Raw genomic sequence first — 23,135 nt, 5'->3', positions numbered from 1 at the left:
TCTCACGGCATCAGTCTCGAATGGCATGCGGCAAGAGTGCCGTCAAAAACTGCGTCGCTGCGATCTTCAGGAGAAGAGGTCAGGCGCCGGCGTGAACTCGTTGGTGGATCGTGATCAGAGCTTCCGCTCCACACATGCCGCAAGCATCTTGAAACAGATCCCTAACCCACGCGCTGGAATCGAATATCGTGCCCTTCGCGTCGCGCGAGAAAACCTGTGACATGACCGTTGCCATCGCGTTCGAAAATGCGACGGATGCGCGGCTGGCTCGGTGTGAACAACACGTCGTGGACTTCGACATCGAGTGGCGTCGCTTTGGCGTTGTTGGTGGAGCTGACGAGCGCATCACCCTGGCGCGAAATCCTGACCATCGCATCGGCACCGGCAGAATACGTGCCTGCGTATTCGTCGAGCGCGGTCACCGGCAGATGGATGGCTGGCGGCGCGTCGGGTAATGCGAGCGTCTGGCTGGAAATCATGCGCCACGCGTCTGCTTCCTTCAGCCAGACCTCGGTGGAGCGGAAGCGTGCTTGCGTCACCTGCTCGTGGAAATGAAAGGTGCCGTTGTCGGTGAAACTGGTCACCGCCACGTTGCCATGCAATTCGAGTTTCCAGTCGGTTTGCACGAGCACGTTGTTGTTCGTGGTTTTCGGCGCGGGTGTTGCGGGTGCATCACCGACGATATCTTTCTTCGTCGCGATGTCGCCGCTTTCGTTCATGAAGATCACCCGATCGTCGAGCATGCGATCCAGCGCCTTCGTGTCATTGGACGCGGACGCATCGGAGAACGCCTGCGACAGTTGTTTCAGCTGTGTCGCATCGTCGGCTGCGCGGGCCTGCGCGGATGTCGTGCCGAACGCGAACAGTGCAACGAGGAAAATACATTTCATGTTGAAACCTCTGCTCCATGTGGGGCACCCGCTGCGGGAAAGAACACAACCCAAGTGGCGAAATCTTCGGAAAAACGCACGAACCGATGGGGCGTCCGTGCCGCGACGAAAATCGCATCGCCTTTTGTGGCCGGCAGCACCTTGTCGTCGACCTGCAGATCTCCGTTTCCGCTCACCACGATATAGATTTCGTCCTGCGCATGCGGCGTCTGGAAGTCCGAAATCATCGGCGCAAAAATCGAAAGGCTGACGCCAGCGCGTTGCATCACCTCATCGTCGTAAACGCCATTCGGCCATTTGACAGTCGCCGGCAACGGCAGTCGATCCAGTGTTTCAAGCAGCGACCAGTGTGCACTGGAAGGCATCTGATTCGATTCATTCGATGACATGGCCGTTGTTTCGACTTGCTCCCCAGAATGCCTGCCAACGCCATCGCTAGCCACGTCAAAGCTAGCGACGGGCTTTCGCGCGGGCTATCAAATCCCTGCCCGGCGCAGTGAGCCGATTCGCGCGAAGCGATGCGCGGACGGCGCTCGGCGTCATGCCAACGCAGCGGCGGAAGGTCGACGAAAAGTGGCTGTGATGACTGAAGCCCAGATCCTGCGCCAGCGCAGACAGATCGCTTTCGCCCTGCGCGAGCCGATCGAGCGAGTACGCAATGCGCAGACGCGTGCGGTATTCCGCGAGCGTGAATCCGGTCGCCTTGCGAAAAATGCGCGCCAGATAAAAAGGCGAGCAACCGGCCTTCGCCGCGAGCGCGTCGAGGCTGTCGACATTCGCCAGGTCGGCCTGTATCGCTTCGCGGGCGCGCTGTACGTGTGAGAACGCGGCGCTCGACAGCGACGAGGCGGATTCACCCGCTTTCTCGCCGCGCAGCACCGATTCGCAAAGCAGCGATGCCGATTCCTCCACTGCCAGCGCATCGTCGAAACCGCGCTTCAGCGACGAGTGCAGCGCGAGACAGGCGAAGAGATTCCTGCTCGACACCGAGCGACGGAAATCATCGCGTCCCTGCAGGCGCAGACCGAAAACCTCCTCTTCATGCTCCGGCGCGATTTCGAAGGCAGTGCATTCATCGCCATCCTCGAACGGATGAGAAATGCGATAGCTGTCTCCACCGCGATACAGCAGCGCGGTCGTCGAATCACCGATCACCACTTTGCCGCGGGCGTGATATCCGAATCCGTTGCGGCGAATCATGGTCAGGTGCGTGCGCTCGTCACCGCGTTCGCATCCGCAACCACCACGCGGGTGCCGACAGACGATGTCGGTCACGCGCAACAACGGACTGTCGAACAACGTGGTGAGAGTGGAAAGGCTCATGGCAAGCCCACAATGATCGCAGCGCGACGGACCGTCCAGCGCCGGAAGTCACGGTGCGATCCTCGTTTTCTTGCGGTCGTGTTCCGTCGCCGATCCCGATCATGCCCCCACACGCTGGCAACATCCGCAGCGCGAATGGCTGCGGATGTTGCCATGATGCGTCCGTCGAAAACGCTAAAGCGTCAGCCGCGCGCCGAGTAGAAAACTCCGATCCGGACCGGGCTCGAAATAACGGCCGTTGCCGTCGTTGACGATCACCGTGCCGATGTAGCGACGATCGGCAAGGTTGTCCACGCGTGCACTGAGTTGCAGTCGCTTGCTCTGATCGAGCGCGAACGTGTAGCTGACATCCATGTCCACCAAACCGTAACCGGCCGCACGTTGGGTGTTGGTGTCGTTGACCGTGACCGCGCTGACGCCGGTCAGCGTGACGCCTTCGCGCCAGCCGAGTTCGGCACCGTGTTCGAGTCGCAGCGAGCCGTAGTTGTCGGGCACGCCGGGAATGCGCGCGCCGGCAGGCACCAATGTATTCGGCGCGGCGCATGGCGTGTTTACGCAGGTAAGGAATCCGCTGCGGAAACGCGATTGCAGATGCGTGAAACCTGCGGCGAGTTGCCAGTCGTTGCCGAGTTGGCCGGTTAACGATGTTTCGATGCCTTGCCGCCGCGCCTTGCCGACGTTCTGGTAGGTGGAGCGTCCGTTTTCGTTGGTGGCCACCGCGAGTTCGTCGGTGGTGTCGGCGCGGAACGCGGCCGCATCGAATTCAAGCGCGCGGGTGATCTGCCATTTCGCACCGACTTCGAGATTGCGGCTGCGCGCCGGCCGCAAATTGAATGCGAGGCCGGCACCGCCATCGTTGCGATAACCCAGCTCGTTGTAGCTCGGCGTTTCGAATCCCTTGCCGTAGCTCGCGTAAAAACGCAGGTCATCGGCCGGACGAAACTGCAAGCCGAACACCGGCGTGGTCGCGGCGTATTGCACATCGCCACTGTCGTCGGGGTTCTGCGCGTTGATGTAGAAATCGTGCTCGCTGAAGCGCACCTCGTCATGGCGAAGTCCGAGCAGCAGCGACCACGGTTCGGCGAAGTGCCAGTACCACTGCGCGTACTCCGCCACGTTGTTGACGTTGTCGTCTTCGTCGCGGCGCAACCGGCCCTGCACGCCCAGCGCGTCGCCGACGAAGTTCTCGTAGCCGAGGCGATGCTGCTGCTGATAATCGCCGCTCGCACCGAACACGAATTCGATATCGCGCCCGGCCAGCTCGCCATGATGTGTCCAGCGTGCGTCGAGTCCGCCGTAGTTGGTGTCGGGCGCGACCACGCCGCCGGACTGCAGCGGGTTAGCCTGCGTCGCCACCGGAATCGACTGGAACTGAACGATGCTGCGATGGCCGTAGTAAGCCATCAATCGCAGTTGGTCGTCATTCGAAAGGGGTTGTTCGTAGATCGCGCCGAGCTGGTTTTGCTGGATGCTCTTGCGCGTGTCGAACTGGCTTGCCACCGACGTCGCCTGCGTCGGGTCCGCGTCGACCTGCGCGCGAGTCAGCCCCAGCGCATCCTGCGCCATCGGCTGATAAAGGCGATTGATCACCAGCGTGAGTTTGCGTTGTTGACCGAGGTCGATGCCGAACTTGGCATTGTCCGATTCGCGCCGCACGCGGCTGTGCTGGCGATAGCCGCCGGAGAGGAATTCCGACGCAGCGATGTTGTAGTCGACCGGTCCGACCACACCGCGCGTATCGAGTGAGTAGCGGAACGTGTCGTCGCTGCCGCCATAGACGCCGAGCGTGGTTTGCGGCACCGGCGTGCCGTCGGCGCTCCACAGTTGCACCACACCGCCGGCGGCGTTTCCGTAAAGCACGGAGAACGGTCCGCGCAATACTTCCACGCGATCGGCGCTGTCGAGATTGAAATGCGATACCTGCCCCTGTCCATCGGGCAAGGTGGCCGGAATGCCATCAACGAACAGGCGAATGCTGCGTACGCCAAACGTCGAACGCGCGCCGAAACCGCGTATCGATATCTGCTCGTCCTGCGCGTAATTCTGCCGATCGCGCGCGAGAATGCCGGGCACGCCCACCAGCGTCTCGGAGAGATTGACGCCAGCCTGTCCGCTGCTGGCAGTGACGTTCACTACGCTGATCGACGCGGGGATGTCGAACGGTGGAATATCCAGCCGGCTTGCGTTGACCTGCACGACAGGCAACGTCACCGCCGATTTATCAGGCGCCGTCGCCGCCTGATATGCCATCAACGGCGCAGTGAGCGTCGCCTGGACGACGAACACACCGACAGCACTTCGCCGAAGTCGTCGCGGAAGTTTCATGACATGCGGCACATCGACATCCGTGAGCGCCGGACCATCACCGGCAGACTTACTTTGTCGCACGGATCGTGATGTTGCAGTCAGTGCCGGATGTCGCGACGAACGTGCGAACGTTTCAGGGCGTCGCGACTTTCACCACGCCGCAAAGTTTTTCGAGCAACTCGTCCTGCACGTTGCGCGGCGCTTCGCCATCAACCGCCGGACGGATGTACTGACCATCAGACTGCATCAGCAACGAGCTGGTGTTGTCGACGAGATAAAGCTCGAGCGCGTTGCGCACTTTCTGCTGCAGCTTCTTGCCTTCGATCGGGAACGCCGCCTCGACGCGTCGGTCGAGGTTGCGCTCCATCATGTCCGCGCTGGACAAATACATCTGCGGATCGCCGTCGTTGGAGAACCAGTACACGCGGCTGTGTTCAAGGAAGCGGCCGATGATCGAACGCACGCGGATGTTTTCCGACACACCTTCGACGCCGGGACGCAGGCAGCACATGCCGCGCACGATCAGCTCCACCTGCACGCCGGCCATGCTCGCCTTGTACAGCGCACGGATCACTTTCGGCTCAGTCAGCGCGTTGACCTTGATGATGATCTGCGCAGTACGGCCCGCTTCGGCATGCGCGGTTTCGCGCGCAATCAGTTCGAGCAAAGTCTTTTTCAGCGTGAACGGCGCATGCAGCAGTTTCTTCATGCGCAGCACCTTGCCCATGCCGGTGAGCTGGCTGAAAAGCTTGTGCACGTCTTCGCACAACGCCTCGTCGGAGGTGAGCAGGCTGTAGTCGGTGTAGAGGCGCGCGTTGCCGGTGTGATAGTTGCCGGTGCCCATGTGCGCATAGCGCACGAGGTCGTTGCCTTCGCGGCGCTGGATCAGCATGAGCTTGGCGTGCGTCTTGATGCCGACCACGCCGTAAATCACCATCGCGCCAGCCTGCTGCAATCGCGAGGCCAGCGTGAGGTTGGATTCCTCGTCAAAGCGCGCACGCAACTCAACCACCGCGGTTACTTCCTTGCCCGCGCGCGCGGCATCCACCAGCGCGTCGACGATTTCGGAATTCGCGTTGGTGCGATACAGCGTCTGCTTGATCGCCAGCACCTGCGGATCCTTCGCCGCCTGACGCAGCATGTCGACCACCGGCGAAAACGATTCGTACGGATGCAGAAGCAGCACGTCCTGCTTGGCGATGACCTGGAACAGATCCTCGACGTGCTTTAGCACTTTCGGCAGCGCCGGCGTGAACGGCGGGTATTGCAGCTGCGGATAATTCACGTGACTGGCGATGCGGAACAGCCGCGCGAGATTCACCGGGCCGTTCACTTCGTAGAGTTCAGATTCGGTCAGGCCGAACTGCTTGAGCAGATAGTCGATCAGATCCTTCGGACAGTTGTCCGCCACTTCAAGACGCACGGCATCGCCGAATCGGCGCGAATACAACTCGCCGCGCAGCGCGAGCGCCAGATCCTCGACGTCTTCGGGGTCGAGCGTGAGATCGGCGTTGCGTGTCAGCCGGAACTGGTAACAGCCGAGCACCTGCATGCCGGGGAAAAGTTCTTCCGCATGCGCGTGGATCATCGACGACAGCAGCACGTAGTTGTCGCCGCCTTCGCAGATTTCCTGCGGCATGCGGATCAACCGCGGCAACACGCGCGGCGCCGGCACGATGGCCAGGCCCGAATCGCGGCCGAACGCATCGACGCCTTCCAGCCGGATGATGAAGTTGAGGCTCTTGTTCACCAGCAGCGGAAACGGATGCGTCGGGTCGAGGCCGATCGGCGTGATCAGCGGCGCCACCTCGTCGCGAAAATAGCGGCGCACCCACAGTTTCTGTTTGTGCGTCCACTGCTGCCGCCGCACGATGCGGATGCCCTGCGCCACCAGCTCCGGCAGGATGCGTTCGTTGAGGATCGCGTACTGCCGCTCGATCTGCTTGTGCGCGATCTCGCTGATCTCGGCCAGCGCACGGCGCGGCGGGATGCCGTCCGGCCCGATCAGTTCGTGATCCAGCGCGATCTGGCCCTTGAGGCCGGCCACGCGGATCTCGAAGAACTCGTCCATGTTGCGCGAGAAGATCAGCAGAAACTTCAGCCGCTCCAGCAGCGGCGTGCGCTCGTCCAGCGCCTGATCCAGCACGCGGATGTTGAACTGCAGCTGTGACAACTCGCGATGGATGTACAGCCGGTTGTCGCTCAGATCCGTCGCCACTGCGGGCGCAGGCACGGCGTCGTTGGCGGCCGGTGTAGTGGCGTCGGCGGGAGAACTGTCGCGAATGAGTCGGGTGTTCATGGCTACGAATCCGTGAATCGGTCAGAGAGGTCGCGCGTCCTGCCCGACGATGCGCCAACAGGCATGGTAGCGCCGTGTACGCGGGCTCACGGCTTTATGACAACCGGTTGGACAATGCAGTCTGTCATTGCTCCTTGACAGCCCGGTGACGTGATGCCGGCCACGGTCAGATGTGAGTCGCCGGACGGGCGAGCCGTTCGTGCGAAGCGAGGTAGCGGCTGGGCGCTGCGCCAAGTACGCGCCGGAATGCTGCCGTGAACGCGCTGGCACTGCTGTAGCCGAGGTCGACCGCCACGCGGGTGATCGGCGCGCCCGCGGCCAGCCGGGTCAGCGCCGCCAGCAGGCAGGCCTGTTGCCGCCATGCGCTGAAACTCATGCCGGTCTGTTCGCGGAACAACCGCGTGAAACTGCGCCGGCTCATGCCGGCCTTTTGCGACATCGCATCGATGCCGATCTCCAGCACCGGCGCCGCCATCAGTGCGCGGCACAATCGCAGCAGGCGCGGATCGCGCGGCAGCGGCGTGTTCAACGGCAATGCCGGCATCGCCGCGACCTCGTCCAGCAGCAAGGCCACCAGCCGGCCATCACGTCCATCCAGTTCGTATTCCGCCGGCAGGTCCGCCGCTTCCAGCAGCAACGCATGCAGCAGCAGCGATACGCCGATCACCCGGCAACGCGACGGCAACGCTGCTGAAGCTTCGGTGCGCACATAGACGCTGCGAGTGGAGACCGCGCCGCTCATATGGATTTCGTGCGCGACGCGCGCGGGAATCCACAACGCGCGGCGCGGCGGCACCACCCAGCTGCCTTCGTCGGTGATCACCGTGACCACGCCGGTGGCGGCATAGAGCAGCTGGCCGCGCTTGTGATCGTGCCGCGGCAGCACGAAGTGCGCCGGGTAATCGTTGCCGGTGACGACCACGTCGCGCGGCGTGTCCTCGTAATGGATGATGCGGGTATTGCGCATGCGCTCTGGCCCGGATTCGACAGTATCTGACCCATGGTTACATGCGGGCCGACCCCGGTCCTTTTAAAGTGGCGTCCGCCACCGCGATCCCCATCGCGCCCTTCCCCACTCGAGAGTTGCTCCCATGGATATCCGCGTCGACAAGGCGTTACCGGTTCATCCCGCCAGCTCGTCTGCGGCGACACCGGCTGCGACCGCGTCGGCCGAACGCACGCAGTTCACCGTGCTTGGCGGCATCAGCTTCGCGCACATGCTCAACGACATGATCCAGTCGTTGATCCTGGCGATCTACCCGATCCTCAAGGGCGATTTCCACCTGAGCTTTGCGCAGATCGGCTACATCACGCTGACGTACCAACTCACCGCGTCGCTGCTGCAGCCGCTGGTCGGCATGGTCACCGATCGCCGACCGATGCCGTACTCGCTGCCGATCGGCATGGGTTTCACCTTGTGCGGGTTGCTGCTGCTCGCGGTGGCGCCGAATTTCCCGATCCTGCTACTCGCCGCGGCGCTGGTCGGCACCGGTTCGTCGGTGTTCCACCCGGAATCCTCGCGCGTCGCGCGAATGGCGTCAGGCGGACGGCACGGGCTGGCGCAGTCGTTGTTCCAGGTGGGCGGCAACACCGGATCATCGCTCGGCCCGCTGCTGGCAGCGTGGGTGATCGTGCCGCCGCACGGGCGCACCAACGTGGCGTGGTTTTCGCTGGCGGCGCTGCTGGCGATCGTGGTGTTGCTGCAGGTCGGCCGCTGGTATCGCCACCAGCATGTGGTACAGGCCGGACGCCGTGTGGCCGTGGCGCTGCATCACCTGTCGCCGAAGAAAGTCGCGATGGCACTGACCATTCTCGGCCTGCTTATCTTCTCCAAATACTTCTACTTGGCCAGCCTCAGCAGTTATTACACGTTCTATCTGATCCACAAATTCGGCGTGTCGGTGCAGAGCGCGCAGACGCATCTGTTCGTGTTCCTGTTCGCCGTCGCCGCCGGCTCGTTGATCGGCGGCCCCATCGGCGACCGCATCGGCCGCAAGTGGGTGATCTGGGTTTCCATTCTCGGCGTCGCGCCCTTCACCCTGCTGCTTCCGCACGCCAACCTGATGTGGACCGGCGTGCTGAGCGTGGTGATCGGCCTGATCCTGGCCTCGGCGTTCTCGGCGATTCTCGTCTACGCGCAGGAACTGATCCCCGGCCGCGTCGGCATGATCTCCGGCCTGTTCTTCGGCCTCGCCTTCGGCATGGGCGGCATCGGCGCCGCCGTCCTCGGCCACGTCGCCGACGCCCACGGCATCGAATACGTCTACCGACTCTGCGCGTATCTGCCTCTGATGGGATTGATCACGGTGTTTCTGCCGCAGATGGAGCGGCCGGTCCGGGCGGCGGGCTGAAAACAGCACATAGCGAATGGCGCTCGATAAGCGCGACATCCGGTCGGAAGTTGGCATATCGTAAGGGCCGCCTCTTGCGCGTCGCGGCCATGCAACCATCGGCAACTGGAAGACGCCAGGGTCACGACTGACTCACCGAGCTCCGTCCGTCGGTGAAAAAGACCCTGGCGCCGCTCTCCGGGAGCCGGGCGCCGATGAAAAAGACCCGCGCTCGACTCTCCAAGAGCCAAGCGCTACCTGAAAAGACCCACGCCCGGCTCTCTCTGGAGCCAACCGCCGCTCAAAAAGACCCCACGCTCGGCTCTCCGAGAGTCATACGCCCCCGAAAAAGACCCACTTGCTGGGTGGAAAGAGCCAGACTCCACCGAATAAGACCCGGCGTCGACACTTCGGAGTGTCACGTCCGGCACTCGGAGACCCACCGTCGCCTCTCAACTGTCGGAAAATGTCTCTGGCTCCTTTGTTCAAAGTTAGAAATGTTGCTTTCACTTGGACCCAATGGATCAACGCTCAGGAGCCGTGCTGTGGCCGGATTGTAATAGCGCGTTTTTCAACGACAACAGGATTTGGAATCGACACTGGCGGAGCGGTAATGACAAACATATGGGTTAGCGCGGATGGCGTCCCTCTCCATTCCAACGAGCACCGTCGCACCCCGAAGACATGTCTTTCGACAGCTGCGATTCAACCTCGCCATTCTCGCCGCTAAGGTATAGGACATCGTTCACGACAGGGCGACCTTTCTCGTTGACCACCACCGCAGCCACATACCAAACCAGTGGTTTGTTTGGAGGGTCGCCGACGGTGAGTTGTACGTATACAAGGGAGGAGTCTTTTCCCGGTTCGGTTTTGACGATATGAAAAGCCTCGGGCTCAGCCTCTTCGTTGGCACCCGAAAAGACTCCGTTCTCGATGAGCCCAACCGGCGGTTTCAGGCTTGGGTCTGGAGTTCGTCTACGCCAGTCGATCAAGCATGCATTGTATAGATCAAAGCGATGACGCAATGCCAAGCTGAGGTATGGTGCGAAAGCCTTCATGTCCGCGCCATACGGAATGCCGAGCGGATGCCTTGCTACGAACTGCGTATAAAGGCCGCTGACTACGTTCTCGGATTGCTTCGTAACGGAAGGCTGTGCGCGTTGTGGAATATCCTGAGCTCGCATAATCACCGGCATAAGCCACAGGAGACAGATAAGCGACGGACGATTCATATCTCTACCTCAGGGAACGATGATGACGTGGTAAGCCGACGCGCTGTTTGACATGTCGTTACCATTGAGACGCATGATCCTTATGTTCGGCGGTTAGCCGGAGTATGCCCGCGAAGGTAAGCTGACCATTAATTGAGAATGAAAATGCTCCCACCGAGCGTGCGGAGCGACCATAACGCCGATAACGTGCCACTCATACCGTCAGGATGACGTAGGACTATTCAGTGTTTCGCCTTTGCTGCCTCCATTTCCACAGCTTTATTTGTTACGTCGATCACATCTTCTAAAACAAAATACCCCACGTAATTCTTAAAAGGCGTTTCTACGAAACGGCCAACTAACGCCACCTTGGCCGGTCCTTTTTGTGCCATCACTTGATCGATAAAGTCCTTAATCTCCTTCTTATCGTATCTTTTTTCATCGATAGATAGACCCAATGAGCCCAAGTCACTGCACTTGCTACCATATAAATGCCGCCCATGCATCGTAAACATGACATCAGAATGGAGTTCGAAGCTCTTTTCTCTAAATTGGTCCGTATGTTTTAAAAGATAACAAATATCTACAGCCGAGCGTGGCATAGCAGCATTGCAACTAAGACATATTGTCGCAATAGTTATAAATATTAAAACCTTAGTTTTATTAAATTAGCTGAGCATAAACGGTACCGTTATCCTCTCTTCGATTGCCGTCTGTACGACCGTGTCACGCTCAAATCGGCTTGAACCACCCTATTCCAGAGTCAGCCAGATTCAACAGCGTGCCACCCTGCCCACAGGATGGCACGCGCACGCTCAGTGCTTCGCCGGCGCCGGACCCTGCACAACCTGCGTCATGTTTTGTGGCTTGAGGTATTTCTTGAACGCGTTCTGCACTTCGGCAGCGGTGAGGTTGAGGTAGTACTTGGCGGCGACCATGGGTTGATCGAGCGGTTCGCCGTGCCAGCTCCAGGAGAGCAATGAGCGGGCGATGCCGTCGACGCTGGAGACCTGCACCGGGATCGAACGGATCTGATACTGCCGTGCGTTGGTGAGTTCTGCCGGAGTGACAGCGGTGTTGCGCATGGCGTCGAGGTTCTGCCGCACGAGGTCATCGACGGGCGCGACCTTGCCCGCATCGCTGCCGTACTGGATGTAGAACAGCGAGCGCGAGCGGTCGAAGCTCATGCCGGAACTCGCACCATAGGCGAAGCCGTGTCTCACGCGCACGTCCACCATCAGCCGCGATGCGAAACCGTTGCCGCCGAGCACGTCGTTGCCGAGTTCCAGCGCGTAGCGGTCGGGGTTGTGCATGTTGAGGCCGAGCGTTTGGCCGATCAGCACCTGATCCTGCGACGCATAGGCGTTGGGCACCACGACGTAGCTGGCCGGATTGAGCGGCACCGGTTTGGAAATCACATCCGGTTTCGCGCCCGCCGCTTCCCACTTGCCGAAATATTTCTGCACGGTGGTCTTGGCCTGATCCGGCGTGACATCGCCGACCACCACGATGGTGGTCATGTCGGGGCGATAGGTGCGCGCGAAATAATCCTTTGCATTCTGCAGCTGCAATTTGCCGACGCTGGCCGGCGTGGCCTGGCGCAGTGCGGGATCGCCGGCGGGATACAGGCCGGTGAACAGCGCATGGAACATCTTGTACTGCGGCGATTCCAGCTCGCCGGCCAGCGTGCGTGCAAGCGTTTGCTGCTGCACGTTGAACGCGTCCTGCGGCAGCGCCGGGTTCAGTTCGTTGTCGGCGAGCAGCTGCATGCCTTCATCGAAATGCGCGCTCGGCACGGCGAGGCGGAAATCCGCGCCGCCGCTCTGCGTGGCAGCGATACCGTCGAGTGCCTTGTGGAACGCGGTGCGATCCAGATGCGTGCTGCCGTAGTCGAACAGCGAGCCGAGCAACTTGCCGACGCCGTCCTGGCCTTGCGGCTCCTGCAGGTCGTCATTGTGATCGACATGGCCGACGACGGTGACGGTTTTGCTGGTGGACTCGGGCTGCACGATCAGGGTGATGCCGTTGTCGAGCGTCATCTTCACCGGGTCGAGCGTCCAGTGCGGCATATCGAGCTTGCTCAGTGCCTTGGCCGCCCAATCGGGCAGGGGCACGTCGAGCTTGTCGTCGCCGCCGAAGGATTCACTGCCGCCGAAGCCGTTGCTGTCCGGCGGACGCTTGCCGTTCGGGTCGGGCGTGAGCACCACGGTGACGCGCTGATCATGCTTGAGGTATTCGCGGGCGACGCGATTCACGTCGTCCACGGTGACGTTCTGGATCTGTCGCTCCGCTTCCTCGGGCGAATCCAGCCCCTGCCATGCGAGCGCCTGCGACCAAGAGCTGGCGAGATTCACGGCACTGTTTTTACTGAATCCAAACTGCGCCTGCTCGGAACGCTTGGCAGCGTCGACGAGATCGGCGGAGACGCCGTCCTTCAACATCGCGGCGATCACGCCATCGAGATGCGCCTGTGCCTGCGCTGCATCGCCACCTTTCGGAAAGCCAGCTTCAATCACGCCGATGCCGCCGAGGCTGAAAGGCTGCACCTGCGCATCGGCGCTCAGCACCTTGCCCTGTGCGGCGAGTTCGGAGAGTTCGCTGCGCGCGTTGTTGAGCACGTCCATCAGCACGGACGCAGCCGCGAAATCGTCGCTCTTCATGCCGGGCATGCGATACAGGAATTGCACCGAGCCGGTCGCGTCCGGCGTGGTGTTGTGGAGGGTCTGCGCGGCGAACGTCTGCAACTTCGCCGGTGTGCGCGCAGGCGTTTCGCTGCGCGGAATCGAGCCGAACAAGGCCTTGACCTTGCCGAGCGTGGCCTGCGGATCGACGTCGCCGACGATCACGAAGATCGCGTTGTTCGGCGTGTACCAGTCGTTGTAGAACTTGTGCAGCACCTGCGACGTGGTCGCGTCGAACGAGGGCCGCGTGCCGAGAGGATCGGCCTCATAGCCGGTGCCTGCGTAGAGCAAACCTTCGGCTTTCTCGAAGGCGAGGAAACCCGGATCGGAAATGTCGCGCGACACTTCCTGCTCGATCGCGCCCTTCTCCAGCGCCCAGTCCTTGTCGGTCATCTTCGCACCGCGCATGCGCGTGGCTTCGATGTGCAGCAGCACGTCGAGATAGGCCGACGGTGCGACGAAGTAATACTGGGTCGCGTCGTTGGTGGTGAAGGCGTTGTTGTCGCCGCCCATCTTGCCGGTCATCTCGTTCAACTGCGCGCCGCTCATGCCGGCGCTGTCGCGAAACATCATGTGTTCCAGCGCGTGCGCGGTGCCGGGGAAACCCTTCGGCGTCTGATAGCCGCCAGCGAGGTAGGTGATCTGCGTGGTCACCATCGGCGCCAGCTTGTCGTGCACGATGACCACGCGCAGGCCGTTGTCCAACGTGGCGCGCAACACGTTGCCGGACTGCGCCGCCTGTTCGGTGGTAGCGGCGGCATGCGCCTGACAGGTGCCGGCAAGCACGCCCATGCCCAGCATCAGGCTCCATGCCAGCGGCTTGAGTTTGTTCAACGTCATGGTCGATTCCTTTTGTGGGAAGTGATGAAAGGTGGCGATGTGCCACGCGGCGAATCAGCCATGGTGGCATGGCTCTGGTAGTCGCAAGGAAGTGCCGGAAGTCGCCCTGGCTGGCGCCCTGCGCGCGCCACTCAGCGGGCGCCGATCACCAGCGGCTCGGGTTCGAGCTGCACGCCGAACACGGCATGCACGCCGACTATCACGCGTTGCGCCAGCGCCCACAGCTGCGGGCCGCTGGCCTTGCCGTGATTGACCAACACCAGCGCGTGACGATTGGAGATGCCGGCGTCGCCTTCGCGCACGCCCTTGAAACCGGCGGTTTCGATCAGCCACGCGGCGGATAATTTCACGCTGCCATCGGGCTGCGGCCAAGCCGGCAGCTCGGGGTGATCCTGCTTCAACTGCGCAGCCAACGCGGCGTTCACGATCGGATTCTTGAAAAAGCTGCCGGCGTTGCCGATCACCGCCGGGTCCGGCAGCTTGCTGGTGCGCAGATGCACCACCGCTTCGGCGACATGGAACGGCGCAGGATGATCCACGCCCATGCGTGCGAGCTGCTCTTCGATGCCGGCGTAGTCGGTGCGCAACGCGCGGCTGCGTGGCAAGCGGAAACGCACGGCGGTGATGATGTAACGGCCCGGCTCGCGCTTGAACAGCGAATCGCGATAGGCGAATGCACAGGTCGCCTGATCGAGCTTGACGACGCAGCGCGCGCGCGTATCCCACGCTTCGACGCTCTCGACGAATTCGGCCACTTCGCAACCATAGGCGCCGATGTTCTGGATCGGCGCAGCGCCGACCGTGCCTGGAATCAGGATGAGATTCTCCAGCCCGGCGAAACCCTGGCCCAAGGTCCAGCGCACGAAATCATCCCAACGTTCGCCGGCGGCGACGGCGATGCGCGCGCTGTCGCCGTCGCTTTCCACTTGCACGCCGCGTGTGGCCATCGCCAGCACGGTGCCTTCGAAGTCCTCGGTGAACAGCACGTTGCTGCCTTCGCCAAGGACCAACAGACGTCCATTTCGCACGGCGGGAAAATCCAGCAACTCGGGCAGCTTTGTCGCGTCGCGAATTTCCGCGAGCAGCGTCGCTCGCGCATCCACACGCAGCGTGTTGCGATTCGCCAGCGAGGCGTTTTCGATCAGCGTATAGCCGCCCATATCCACTGGCTCAACCGGCATGCGGAACGTCTTCGCGTTGGCGGCGGATCTCGTTGACACATTCGCCGATCAGATGAGGGCCGCGATAGATCAGGCCCGAATAAATCTGCACCAGCGATGCGCCCGCGGCGATTTTTTCCGCGGCGTCGCTGCCGTCCAGCACACCGCCGACCCCGATCAACGGAACGCGACCTTGCAGTCGTTTGTGCATGCCGGCGAGCACGGCGGTCGACCGCTCGAACAGCGGCTTGCCGGAGAGTCCGCCGGTCTCGTTGCCCTGCGGATCGTCCGCGACTGCACTGTGATCGACGGTGGTGTTGGTGCAGATCACGCCGTCGATGCCGGTACGCGTGAGCACATCGGCAATGGCGTCGAGTTCGATTTCGGCGAGATCAGGTGCGATCTTCAGCAGCATCGGCTTGCGCTTGCCGTGTTGCGAGCCGAGTCGCTCCTGCGCCTCGCGCAGCACCGAGATGAAACGCCGCAGCGTGGCTTCCTGTTGCAGATCGCGAAGGCCCTGCGTATTCGGCGAAGAAATATTCACCGTGATGTAGCTGGCGTGTTCGTAGACGCGCGTGAGGCACAGCAGGTAATCGCTCACCGCTTTCTCGTTGGGCGTGTCCTTGTTTTTGCCGATGTTGATGCCGAGCACGCCGTGATAGCTGGACTGCTGCACATTGCGCACCAGCGCATCGACGCCACCGTTGTTGAAGCCGAGTCGGTTGATGATCGCCTCGTGCTGCGGCAGCCGGAACATGCGCGGCTTGTCGTTGCCGACCTGCGGCAAGGGCGTCACCGTGCCGACCTCGATGAAGCCGAAGCCCAGCGCATTCAGCGCGTCGAGATGTTCGCCGTTCTTGTCGAGCCCCGCGGCGAGGCCGACCGGATTGGGGAAATCAATGCCGAACACCGTGGTCGGAAAATCCGCTGGCGGGGTGGCGATCCAGTGCGCGAAGTCGCTGCGCTGGGCCACGCCCAACCCGTACATCGTGACGCGATGCGCGGTCTCGGCATCGAGCTTGAACAGCAGCGGGCGCAGGATGTCGTACATGGCTCAGGCAGGGTGTCCGGCATAGACGCGGGTGTCGTAATCGAAGCTTATCGTGCCCGCTTCGGCGCAGGTATCGAACAATTCGCACAGGGCGTGCAGCATCGGCGCGTGCTGCGGATGGCCTTCCTTCGGCACGTAGGACGAGGACATCAGCCGCCCGCGCAGCGCATCGAAATCCAGCCGCTGCGCATGCTCGAAACTTGCGCTGCCGCGATAACCGTCGCCGAACCACACGCGCATCCGCGCATCGTCGGCGTAGCGCTCGGCCACGCTGACGTAGTCGGTGCCGTAGGCCAGCAGCAAGGCTTCATAGCCTTCCAGAAAACGCGTGCCAGAGAGCCGGCGGGAATTCCACCAGATCGCGGCGAGTCCACGCGGACGCAGAATGCGGGCGAACTCGCGGCGTGTTGCCCGTTCGTCAAACCAGTGGAACGCCTGCGCCACGGTGACCAGATCCACACTGCCGTCGGGCAATCCGGTCGCATCGGAGGTGCCATCGATGGCGCGAAACGTGTCGTACGGCCTCAACCAGTTTTCGGCGGCCTGCCGCATTGGCGCGTTCGGTTCCACTGCCGTCACGCGATAGCCGGCGTCGAGAAACATCTTCGATGAAATGCCGGTACCCGCGCCGACATCGGCTACCAGCCAACCGACGTCGATGCCCTGCTCGCGCTGGAGCCATTCGAGCAACGCCGGCGGATAGTCCGGCCGATAGCGCACGTAGTCGTCGACGCGGTCGCTGAAGCGGTGGGTGGAATCGAATGCGCTCACGCGTTCATCCGGAAAGCCCTTGGCCACCATCGACGCAAAGCGTCTGTCCGGTGATCCATTCGGCCCACGGCGAAGCGAGGAAAAGTGCAGCGTGCGCGATCGACTCCGGCGTACCGAAGCGACCGAAGGGAATCTTCGCCAGCGTGGCGCGGTAAAGCTGCGGTTCGTCACGCCTGCGCCGATCCCACAGGCCATCGAAAAACTCGATCGAGCCTGGCGCGATGGCATTGACGCGAATGCGCTTGGCGGCCAGCGCCAGCGCCTGCGATGTCGTGTACTGGCTCAACGCCGCCTTGATCGCTGCATAACCCGCACCGTTCACGCGCGGATGAAACGCGGCGATCGAACTGGTGTGCAGGATGCATGCGTGCGTCGACGCTTCGAGATGCGGCAGCGCGAATCGTGATGCGCGCACGGCCGCCATCAGGTCGACATTGAAACCGGCGAGCCAGCTTTCGTCATCGTCACCGAAACCGTAGCCGCTGGCGTTGTTGACCAACACATCGATACCACCGAGCGCAGCAGCGGCATCGGCGATATAGCGCTCGATGGATGCGCCATCGGCGAGGTCGCAGGTTTGCACGTGCGCGACAGCACCGAACGCGACGATGTCATTGCGTGTCTGTTCGAGTGCTTCCACACCACGCGCGCAGATCGACACCGTTGCGCCAGCCTGCGCGAAGGCGAGCGCGATGCTGCGACCAATACCACGACTGCCGCCGGCGACAACGACCCGGCGTCCGTTGAAATCGAATGGCGTCGCGGATCGGGCGTCGGTCATCGCCGATCAGAACCAGTGCAGGCCGGCGCCGAGGAACAGGATACCGATGATGACCGCGATTCCGATCACCACGAGCGCGACATGCACATATCCCAGCACCAGCCCGGCGACCGCCATGCCACTGCCTTCCATCGAACCCAACGGCGCACGACGGATTTCGCTGCGCGCCATGTGGCCGCACACGATCGCGACGATGGCGCCGATAAACGGCAGCAGACACCAGCTGAGGATGCCGAACACAAGGCTGATCACTGCCAGCGAACTGGTGGGTCGCAACGGCGCGACGCCGGACTGCGGTGCATTGGAATCAGGCACGAAAACCGGCGTGTAAGGCGGTGGTTGGCTCATGGATTGCGTCCTGTGGAAACCAGAAAGTCTCGGGAGAAACACAGCTTGAAACACCAACACTTCAGCAGCGCTGCCTGTCTTGCAAGGCAGCGCATCGACGCTTAAAGATCGAACTTGATGCCCTGCGCCAGCGGCAGCGAATCGGAATAGTTGATGGTGTTGGTCTGGCGGCGCATGTAGACCTTCCACGCATCGGAGCCGGACTCGCGACCGCCGCCGGTCTCCTTCTCGCCGCCGAAAGCGCCGCCGATTTCCGCACCGCTCGTACCAATGTTGACGTTGGCGATGCCGCAGTCGGAACCGGCCGAGGAGAGAAACTGTTCGGCGGATTTGAGGTTGTTGGTGAAGATCGACGACGACAGTCCCTGCGGCACGTCGTTCTGCATGTCGATCGCATCGTCCAGCGTCTTGAAGGGCATCACGTAGAGAATCGGCGCGAACGTTTCGGTCTGCACCACTTCGTGCGAATTGGCGATGCCGGTGACGATGGTCGGCAACACGAAGTTGCCCTTGCGATCGGTCAGCGCCTTGCCGCCGGTGCGCACGGTGCCGCCTGCGGCCTTGGCCTTCTCGACGGCCGAAAGGTACGCGCTCACCGCTTCGGAGCTGTTGAGCGGGCCCATCAACGTGGTGGGCAGCGTCGGGTCGCCGATCTTGCCTTCCACCTGCTGGTACGCCTTGACCAGAGTCTCGAGCACGTTGTCGTGGATCGACTCGTGCACGAACAGGCGACGCGTGGTGGTGCAGCGCTGGCCGGCCGTGCCGACCGCGCCGAACACGATGCCGGGAATCGCCAATTTCAGATCGGCGTTTTCATCCAGAATGATCGCGTTGTTGCCACCCAGCTCCAGCAGCGAACGACCCATGCGCTGCGCCACGCGCTCGCCGACCATGCGGCCGACCTTGGTGGAACCGGTGAAGCTGATGAGCGCAACGCGCTTGTCGTCGACGAAGGACTGCGAGAGATCCGTACCCGCGTCGTTGAACAGGAAAAACAGATCCGGGAACCCGCCGGCCTTCAACGCGTCGTTGCAGATACGGATGGTTGCGATCGCCGACAGCGGTGTTTTCGGCGACGGCTTCCAGATACAGACGTCGCCGGCAATCGTGGCGAGCATCGCGTTCCACGCCCACACCGCCACCGGAAAATTGAACGCGCTGATGATGCCGACCAGACCCAGCGGGTGGTACTGGTCGTACATGCGATGGCCGGGACGCTCCGAATGCATGGTCGAGCCGTACATCATGCGGCTCTGGCCCACCGCAAAGTCGGCGATGTCGATCATCTCCTGCACTTCGCCATCGCCCTCCGGCTTGATCTTGCCCATCTCCAGCGCGACCAGCGAGCCGAGTTCATCCTTGTGCTTGCGCAGCGCTTCACCGCACAAACGCACCGCTTCGCCGCGTTGCGGCGCGGGCGTGGTGCGCCACACCTTGAACGCGGCCTGCGCGCGCTTGACGATCACTTCGTAATCCGCCGCGCTGGATGCGTGCACCGTGCCGAGCACGTCGCCCGTGGCCGGATTCACCGGCTGCAGCGCGCCGGCATCCGTGGTTTTCGACCACTCGCCCTGACCGAGGTAACTGCCTGACTGCTCGCCCTTGAGGCCGAGCGCGTTGAGGATGGCGTGGGACATGGTGTCTCCTTGACTTGCATGGCCGGGTGAGCGCCATGGGGGAATGGGAAACCGCCATTCTAACAGGGCTGCGCTGGGGTACTCACGACCGGCCGGCTGCCCCCAGCCTGGCTGCGGGCGATGGGCTCGTCGCGGCAATCATCAACTCCCTCTCCTGCTTGCAGGGGAGGGTTGGGGCGGGTGGGTCTTGATCCTGATTCAATCCCATGGAATGCGCACCGCGACTCCTTATGCGGGGGCGAGAGAAGCAAGCCGCGCGCGATCCATGCGAAAATCCGCTTGCTGCCCTCGTAGCTCAGTTGGATAGAGCGGCCCCCTCCTAAGGGGCAGGTCGGACGTTCGAATCGTCTCGAGGGCACCACCAATCAATACAGGAAAGGCCGGTCATGCCGGCCTTTTCCGTATTCGGCAATGCACCGTTACGAACTGCAGGACAACATCGAACAGCCGGCCTTGTGGCGAGCCCAGTCCGGCCGTTTCTGCGCGTAGACTTCGCGGCCCGGCTGGTCGTCGTAGGGTCGGCGCATCACGTCGAGCAGTTCGATGATGCCGCTGTTGTCGCCGCGCTCGGCCTGGTCGATGGCCTGTTGTGCGAGATAGTTGCGCAGCACGTAGCGCGGGTTCGCGGCGCGTATCGATTCGCGACGTTGCTCCGGTTCCAGCGAATCCTCTGCGAGGCGAGCCACGTAACCCGCCAGCCATTCGTTGAGCGCTGCCTCGTGCGCAACGCGTTTCTGTTCGTCGTAGAACGCCTCACGCATCGGTGCGAGCGTGGGTGCTTGAAGATCGATATCCGCGAGCGCACGAAACCACAACGTCATGTCGATCTCCGCCTGTTGCATCAAGGCGTACAACGCGTCCATCAACGCCACGTCACCATCGCGACATTCGGCCAAGCCGAGTTTCGCCGCGATGTTCGCGCGATGCGCCGATGCGTACATGGCCGCATAACGATCAAGCCCGGCCTGCAACGGCGCGACGTCGGCGAACAGCGGCGCGAGCGCGCCGGCCAGCCGGCTCAGGTTCCACCACGCCACATCGGACTGCTGGCCAAAACGATAACGGCGACGTTGCGCATCGGTGGTGTTGGGTGTCCATTCGGAATCGAAATTATCGATCCACCCATACGGGCCGTAATCGATGGTGAGGCCGAGGATCGACATGTTGTCGGTGTTCATCACGCCGTGCACGAAACCCACGCGCATCCAGTGCGCCACCATCAGCGCGGTGCGTTCGCAGACCTGCGCAAACCATTCGGCGTAAAGCGTTTCGCCCTGGCCATTCAACTCGGGAAAATCGCGACGGATGGTGAAATCGACAAGCAGTTTCAACAGCGCATGATCGCCACGCGACGACGGCAATTCGAAGTTGCCGAAACGGATGAACGACGGCGCGACGCGACAGACAATCGCGCCCTGCTCCGCCGCGGCATTGCCGTCGTAGAACATGTCGCGCACCACCTCGTCACCCGTGCCGACCAGGCTCAGCGCGCGCGTGGTCGGCACGCCCAGATGGTGCATCGCCTCGCTGCACAGAAATTCGCGGATCGACGAACGCAGCACGGCACGACCATCCGCGCCACGCGAATACGGCGTGCGCCCCGCGCCTTTCAATTGCAGCTCCCAGCGCTCGCCGGCATCGTTGATGATTTCGCCAAGCGACATCGCGCGACCATCGCCAAGCTGCCCGGCCCAGTGACCGAACTGATGGCCGCCGTAGTTCATCGCATACGGCTGCATGCCATCGAGCAGCGCATTGCCGCCGAACAGTTGCGCGAAAGCCGGCGTCGTCACATCGCTTTCGTCCATGCCAAGCGTCGCCGTCATCTCGGCGGAATGCGCGAGCAATCGCGGCGACGCCACGGGCGTGGGATCGACACGCGAGTACAGCGCGCCTTCCACCTGGCGCAGTCGCGCGCCCTGCTCCGGATCGGCGGGAAGTTCGCGCACGAACGCATTGTCGAATCGCAGATTGAACATGAGGATGCTCGGGAAAACCGTGCAATTTATATCCGGGCGATGTTGGCGGGATGCAAGATGACGCGGCAGATCTTCTACGGGCGCGCCAACGCCAGCTTTCGCATCGGCGAGCGATGAATCGCTTTCAACCGTTGATAGACGGTGAGCACGGCGGCGCCGTAATCCCTTGCCAGACTCGGCGTGTGGCTGTGGTAATAACCCACGCCGAGCACCGGATCTCGGGTCTGGCGCATGCCGTCATGCAGAATTTTCGCAGCCACGCTGATGTTGGTACGCGGGTTCAACAGGGTCAGCGGATCGCGCACGGCATCGCGATGCATCGGGTAGTAGACCTGCATGATGCCGACGTCCTGCACCGCCGAGCCGAACTGGCTCGCCGCTGCCATCGCCAGTTGCACGTCGTGGCGCTGGCCGCGCACCAGATGATCGTTGACGCGGAACAGCCACGGCGTCGGTGCGACCCGGCCATTCGGATACAGCGCTTTGGACTCCACAAGCGCAACGCTGTAGAGAAGCAGCGGATCGACGCCGGCGGTCTTGCCGACCTGCGACCAGAGACTCTGTCTCGAACCGATGTCGAGGTCGGGCTCCGCGATCGGCATCATCAGATCCATCGTGCTGGCTTCGGATAGCAGCTGATGATCGGATTCGACGGGCGATGACTGAGTGATCGGCGACGACGCGACTGACGCACTGGTTGAAATCGGCGCGGTCACGATCGCAGTTGAAACGAAGATGCGCGGCAATATCAGTGCCGTCGTGGACACCGGAATTTCAGCTGCAACCGCGGGAGCATCGACAGACGCAGGCTTCGCATCGATGCGAAAATTTTCGTTGCGCAACGACATGAACGCGACACTGGCTACGGTACCGATGGCGGCGAAAACCATGCACGCATATCGCAACGTGTTTGCGCGCATGTTCCAGGCGTTGGAAAGCTTGCGCGCGAACGGCGCGACACTGCGAATAATCATCCGACGCAGATCGGCGATCGTCGGCACGCGCCACTCATCCAGCGGCCACGCCGGCGGTACCAGCCATGTTTTCGTCGGTAGTGCCTTCAACGGTTGCGATGATTTTGTCGGGCGCGTTGACGACGCGGCCGATGGACGTGGCCGTCGAACTGGCGATGGCGGCACGGCGTTTCGACCGGCGCGCACGCGCGTCGATGCGGCGAATTTATCCTTGGCCAAAGCCGCCGGCGCGACTCGCTGCGCTTCGAGACGCGTGTTATTTACAGGATCACGTGCAAGCTCGACAGTCGCATGCCCAACAGACGCAGACGAACGCGCGCACGTCACCTGCGTTTCGCAAGGCGCAACTGCAAAGTCACCATCATCGGCGCGCTCGCGCTCGCCGTGCGGCAACTCGGTACGAATGGGAACCGAACCATCCATGCGTGAATCCTGATCAGAACGACCGAGGCGACTGAAGGCCGCATCCGGGTCGGCCATTAAATCAGGTTTGCGATGCCGCTTCATGCGCCCGGTAACGGACGACCCGCAGGAACCCGCGACCGGTTCGCAT

General features: G+C 62.2%; 18 protein-coding genes and 1 tRNA gene. 2 read left to right on the top strand and 17 right to left on the bottom strand.

The window, feature by feature from the left end; all coding sequences use genetic code 11:
- Positions 1–161: 161 nt before the first annotated feature.
- The 6 genes from GSQ73_RS10955 to GSQ73_RS10930 all read right to left on the bottom strand — a co-directional run bounded on the left by GSQ73_RS10955 (position 162) and on the right by GSQ73_RS10930 (position 7,786).
- Positions 162–890 carry a nuclear transport factor 2 family protein gene (locus GSQ73_RS10955; RefSeq protein WP_158883923.1) on the bottom strand — a complete coding sequence of 243 codons (729 nt, stop codon included), beginning with the start codon at positions 888–890 and terminating at the stop codon, positions 162–164.
- Positions 887–1,279, bottom strand: a complete 393-nt coding sequence (locus GSQ73_RS10950) for a cupin domain-containing protein (protein ID WP_158883921.1) — start codon at positions 1,277–1,279, stop codon at positions 887–889. The genes GSQ73_RS10955 and GSQ73_RS10950 overlap by 4 nt, the downstream gene beginning before the upstream one ends.
- Positions 1,280–1,340: 61 nt before the next feature.
- On the bottom strand, positions 1,341–2,213 hold the full coding sequence (locus GSQ73_RS10945) for an AraC family transcriptional regulator (protein ID WP_158883919.1): 873 nt from the start codon (positions 2,211–2,213) through the stop codon (positions 1,341–1,343).
- A 174-nt stretch (positions 2,214–2,387) separates the two neighbouring features.
- Positions 2,388–4,538, bottom strand: a complete 2,151-nt coding sequence (locus GSQ73_RS10940; protein WP_158883917.1) for a TonB-dependent receptor — start codon at positions 4,536–4,538, stop codon at positions 2,388–2,390.
- 115 nt (positions 4,539–4,653) lie between these two features.
- On the bottom strand, positions 4,654–6,819 hold the full coding sequence (ppk1, locus tag GSQ73_RS10935) for a polyphosphate kinase 1 (protein ID WP_158883915.1): 2,166 nt from the start codon (positions 6,817–6,819) through the stop codon (positions 4,654–4,656).
- A 166-nt stretch (positions 6,820–6,985) separates the two neighbouring features.
- Positions 6,986–7,786 carry a helix-turn-helix transcriptional regulator gene (locus GSQ73_RS10930; protein WP_158883913.1) on the bottom strand — a complete coding sequence of 267 codons (801 nt, stop codon included), beginning with the start codon at positions 7,784–7,786 and terminating at the stop codon, positions 6,986–6,988.
- A gap of 124 nt (positions 7,787–7,910) precedes the next feature.
- Between GSQ73_RS10930 and GSQ73_RS10925 the strand changes: the two genes are divergently transcribed.
- Entirely contained in the window at positions 7,911–9,170 is a 1,260-nt protein-coding gene (locus GSQ73_RS10925; RefSeq protein WP_158883911.1) for an MFS transporter, read from the top strand.
- Between the two features lie 608 nt (positions 9,171–9,778).
- On the opposite strand, the gene GSQ73_RS10920 is transcribed toward GSQ73_RS10925, so the two are convergent.
- The 9 genes from GSQ73_RS10920 to GSQ73_RS10880 form a co-directional block, all read right to left on the bottom strand.
- The gene (locus tag GSQ73_RS10920) at positions 9,779–10,381 is read right to left on the bottom strand and encodes a hypothetical protein (RefSeq protein ID WP_158883909.1); all 603 of its coding nucleotides are present in this window, start codon (positions 10,379–10,381) and stop codon (positions 9,779–9,781) included.
- Positions 10,382–10,602: 221 nt separating this feature from the next.
- Positions 10,603–10,962 (bottom strand): hypothetical protein, encoded by a 360-nt coding sequence (locus GSQ73_RS10915; RefSeq protein ID WP_158883907.1) that lies wholly within the window; start codon positions 10,960–10,962, stop codon positions 10,603–10,605.
- A gap of 213 nt (positions 10,963–11,175) precedes the next feature.
- The gene (locus GSQ73_RS10910) at positions 11,176–13,881 is read right to left on the bottom strand and encodes a pitrilysin family protein (RefSeq protein WP_158883905.1); all 2,706 of its coding nucleotides are present in this window, start codon (positions 13,879–13,881) and stop codon (positions 11,176–11,178) included.
- Between the two features lie 131 nt (positions 13,882–14,012).
- Positions 14,013–15,041: a UDP-N-acetylmuramate dehydrogenase gene (gene murB, locus GSQ73_RS10905; RefSeq protein ID WP_158886407.1), complete on the bottom strand. Its 1,029-nt coding sequence runs from the start codon at positions 15,039–15,041 to the stop codon at positions 14,013–14,015.
- Between the two features lie 10 nt (positions 15,042–15,051).
- Positions 15,052–16,092, bottom strand: coding sequence for a quinone-dependent dihydroorotate dehydrogenase (locus GSQ73_RS10900; protein WP_158883903.1), 1,041 nt, complete (start codon positions 16,090–16,092; stop codon positions 15,052–15,054).
- Positions 16,093–16,095: 3 nt separating this feature from the next.
- Positions 16,096–16,863, bottom strand: coding sequence for a class I SAM-dependent methyltransferase (locus GSQ73_RS10895; protein ID WP_174236095.1), 768 nt, complete (start codon positions 16,861–16,863; stop codon positions 16,096–16,098).
- A gap of 4 nt (positions 16,864–16,867) precedes the next feature.
- Positions 16,868–17,644: an SDR family oxidoreductase gene (locus GSQ73_RS10890; protein WP_158883899.1), complete on the bottom strand. Its 777-nt coding sequence runs from the start codon at positions 17,642–17,644 to the stop codon at positions 16,868–16,870.
- 6 nt (positions 17,645–17,650) lie between these two features.
- Complete coding sequence (locus GSQ73_RS10885) at positions 17,651–17,992, bottom strand: DUF4190 domain-containing protein (RefSeq protein WP_158883897.1); 342 nt, start codon at positions 17,990–17,992, stop codon at positions 17,651–17,653.
- A gap of 101 nt (positions 17,993–18,093) precedes the next feature.
- Positions 18,094–19,629, bottom strand: coding sequence for an aldehyde dehydrogenase family protein (locus GSQ73_RS10880; RefSeq protein ID WP_158883895.1), 1,536 nt, complete (start codon positions 19,627–19,629; stop codon positions 18,094–18,096).
- Between the two features lie 284 nt (positions 19,630–19,913).
- Here GSQ73_RS10880 and GSQ73_RS10875 point away from each other — a divergent pair.
- A tRNA-Arg gene (locus GSQ73_RS10875) sits at positions 19,914–19,990 on the top strand.
- Between the two features lie 58 nt (positions 19,991–20,048).
- Here the strand turns inward: GSQ73_RS10875 and GSQ73_RS10870 are convergent.
- Both GSQ73_RS10870 and GSQ73_RS18050 read right to left on the bottom strand, forming a co-directional pair.
- Entirely contained in the window at positions 20,049–21,608 is a 1,560-nt protein-coding gene (locus GSQ73_RS10870; RefSeq protein ID WP_158883893.1) for a YdiU family protein, read from the bottom strand.
- A 74-nt stretch (positions 21,609–21,682) separates the two neighbouring features.
- Complete coding sequence (locus GSQ73_RS18050) at positions 21,683–23,005, bottom strand: transglycosylase SLT domain-containing protein (protein WP_254063385.1); 1,323 nt, start codon at positions 23,003–23,005, stop codon at positions 21,683–21,685.
- Positions 23,006–23,135: the final 130 nt, after the last annotated feature.

Origin of the sequence: Rhodanobacter sp. L36 (assembly GCF_009765755.1) — a bacterium.
Taxonomy (GTDB): domain Bacteria; phylum Pseudomonadota; class Gammaproteobacteria; order Xanthomonadales; family Rhodanobacteraceae; genus Rhodanobacter.
The sequence above is the reverse complement of the archived record's forward strand: the minus strand, read 5'-3'. Positions and strand labels throughout refer to the sequence as shown.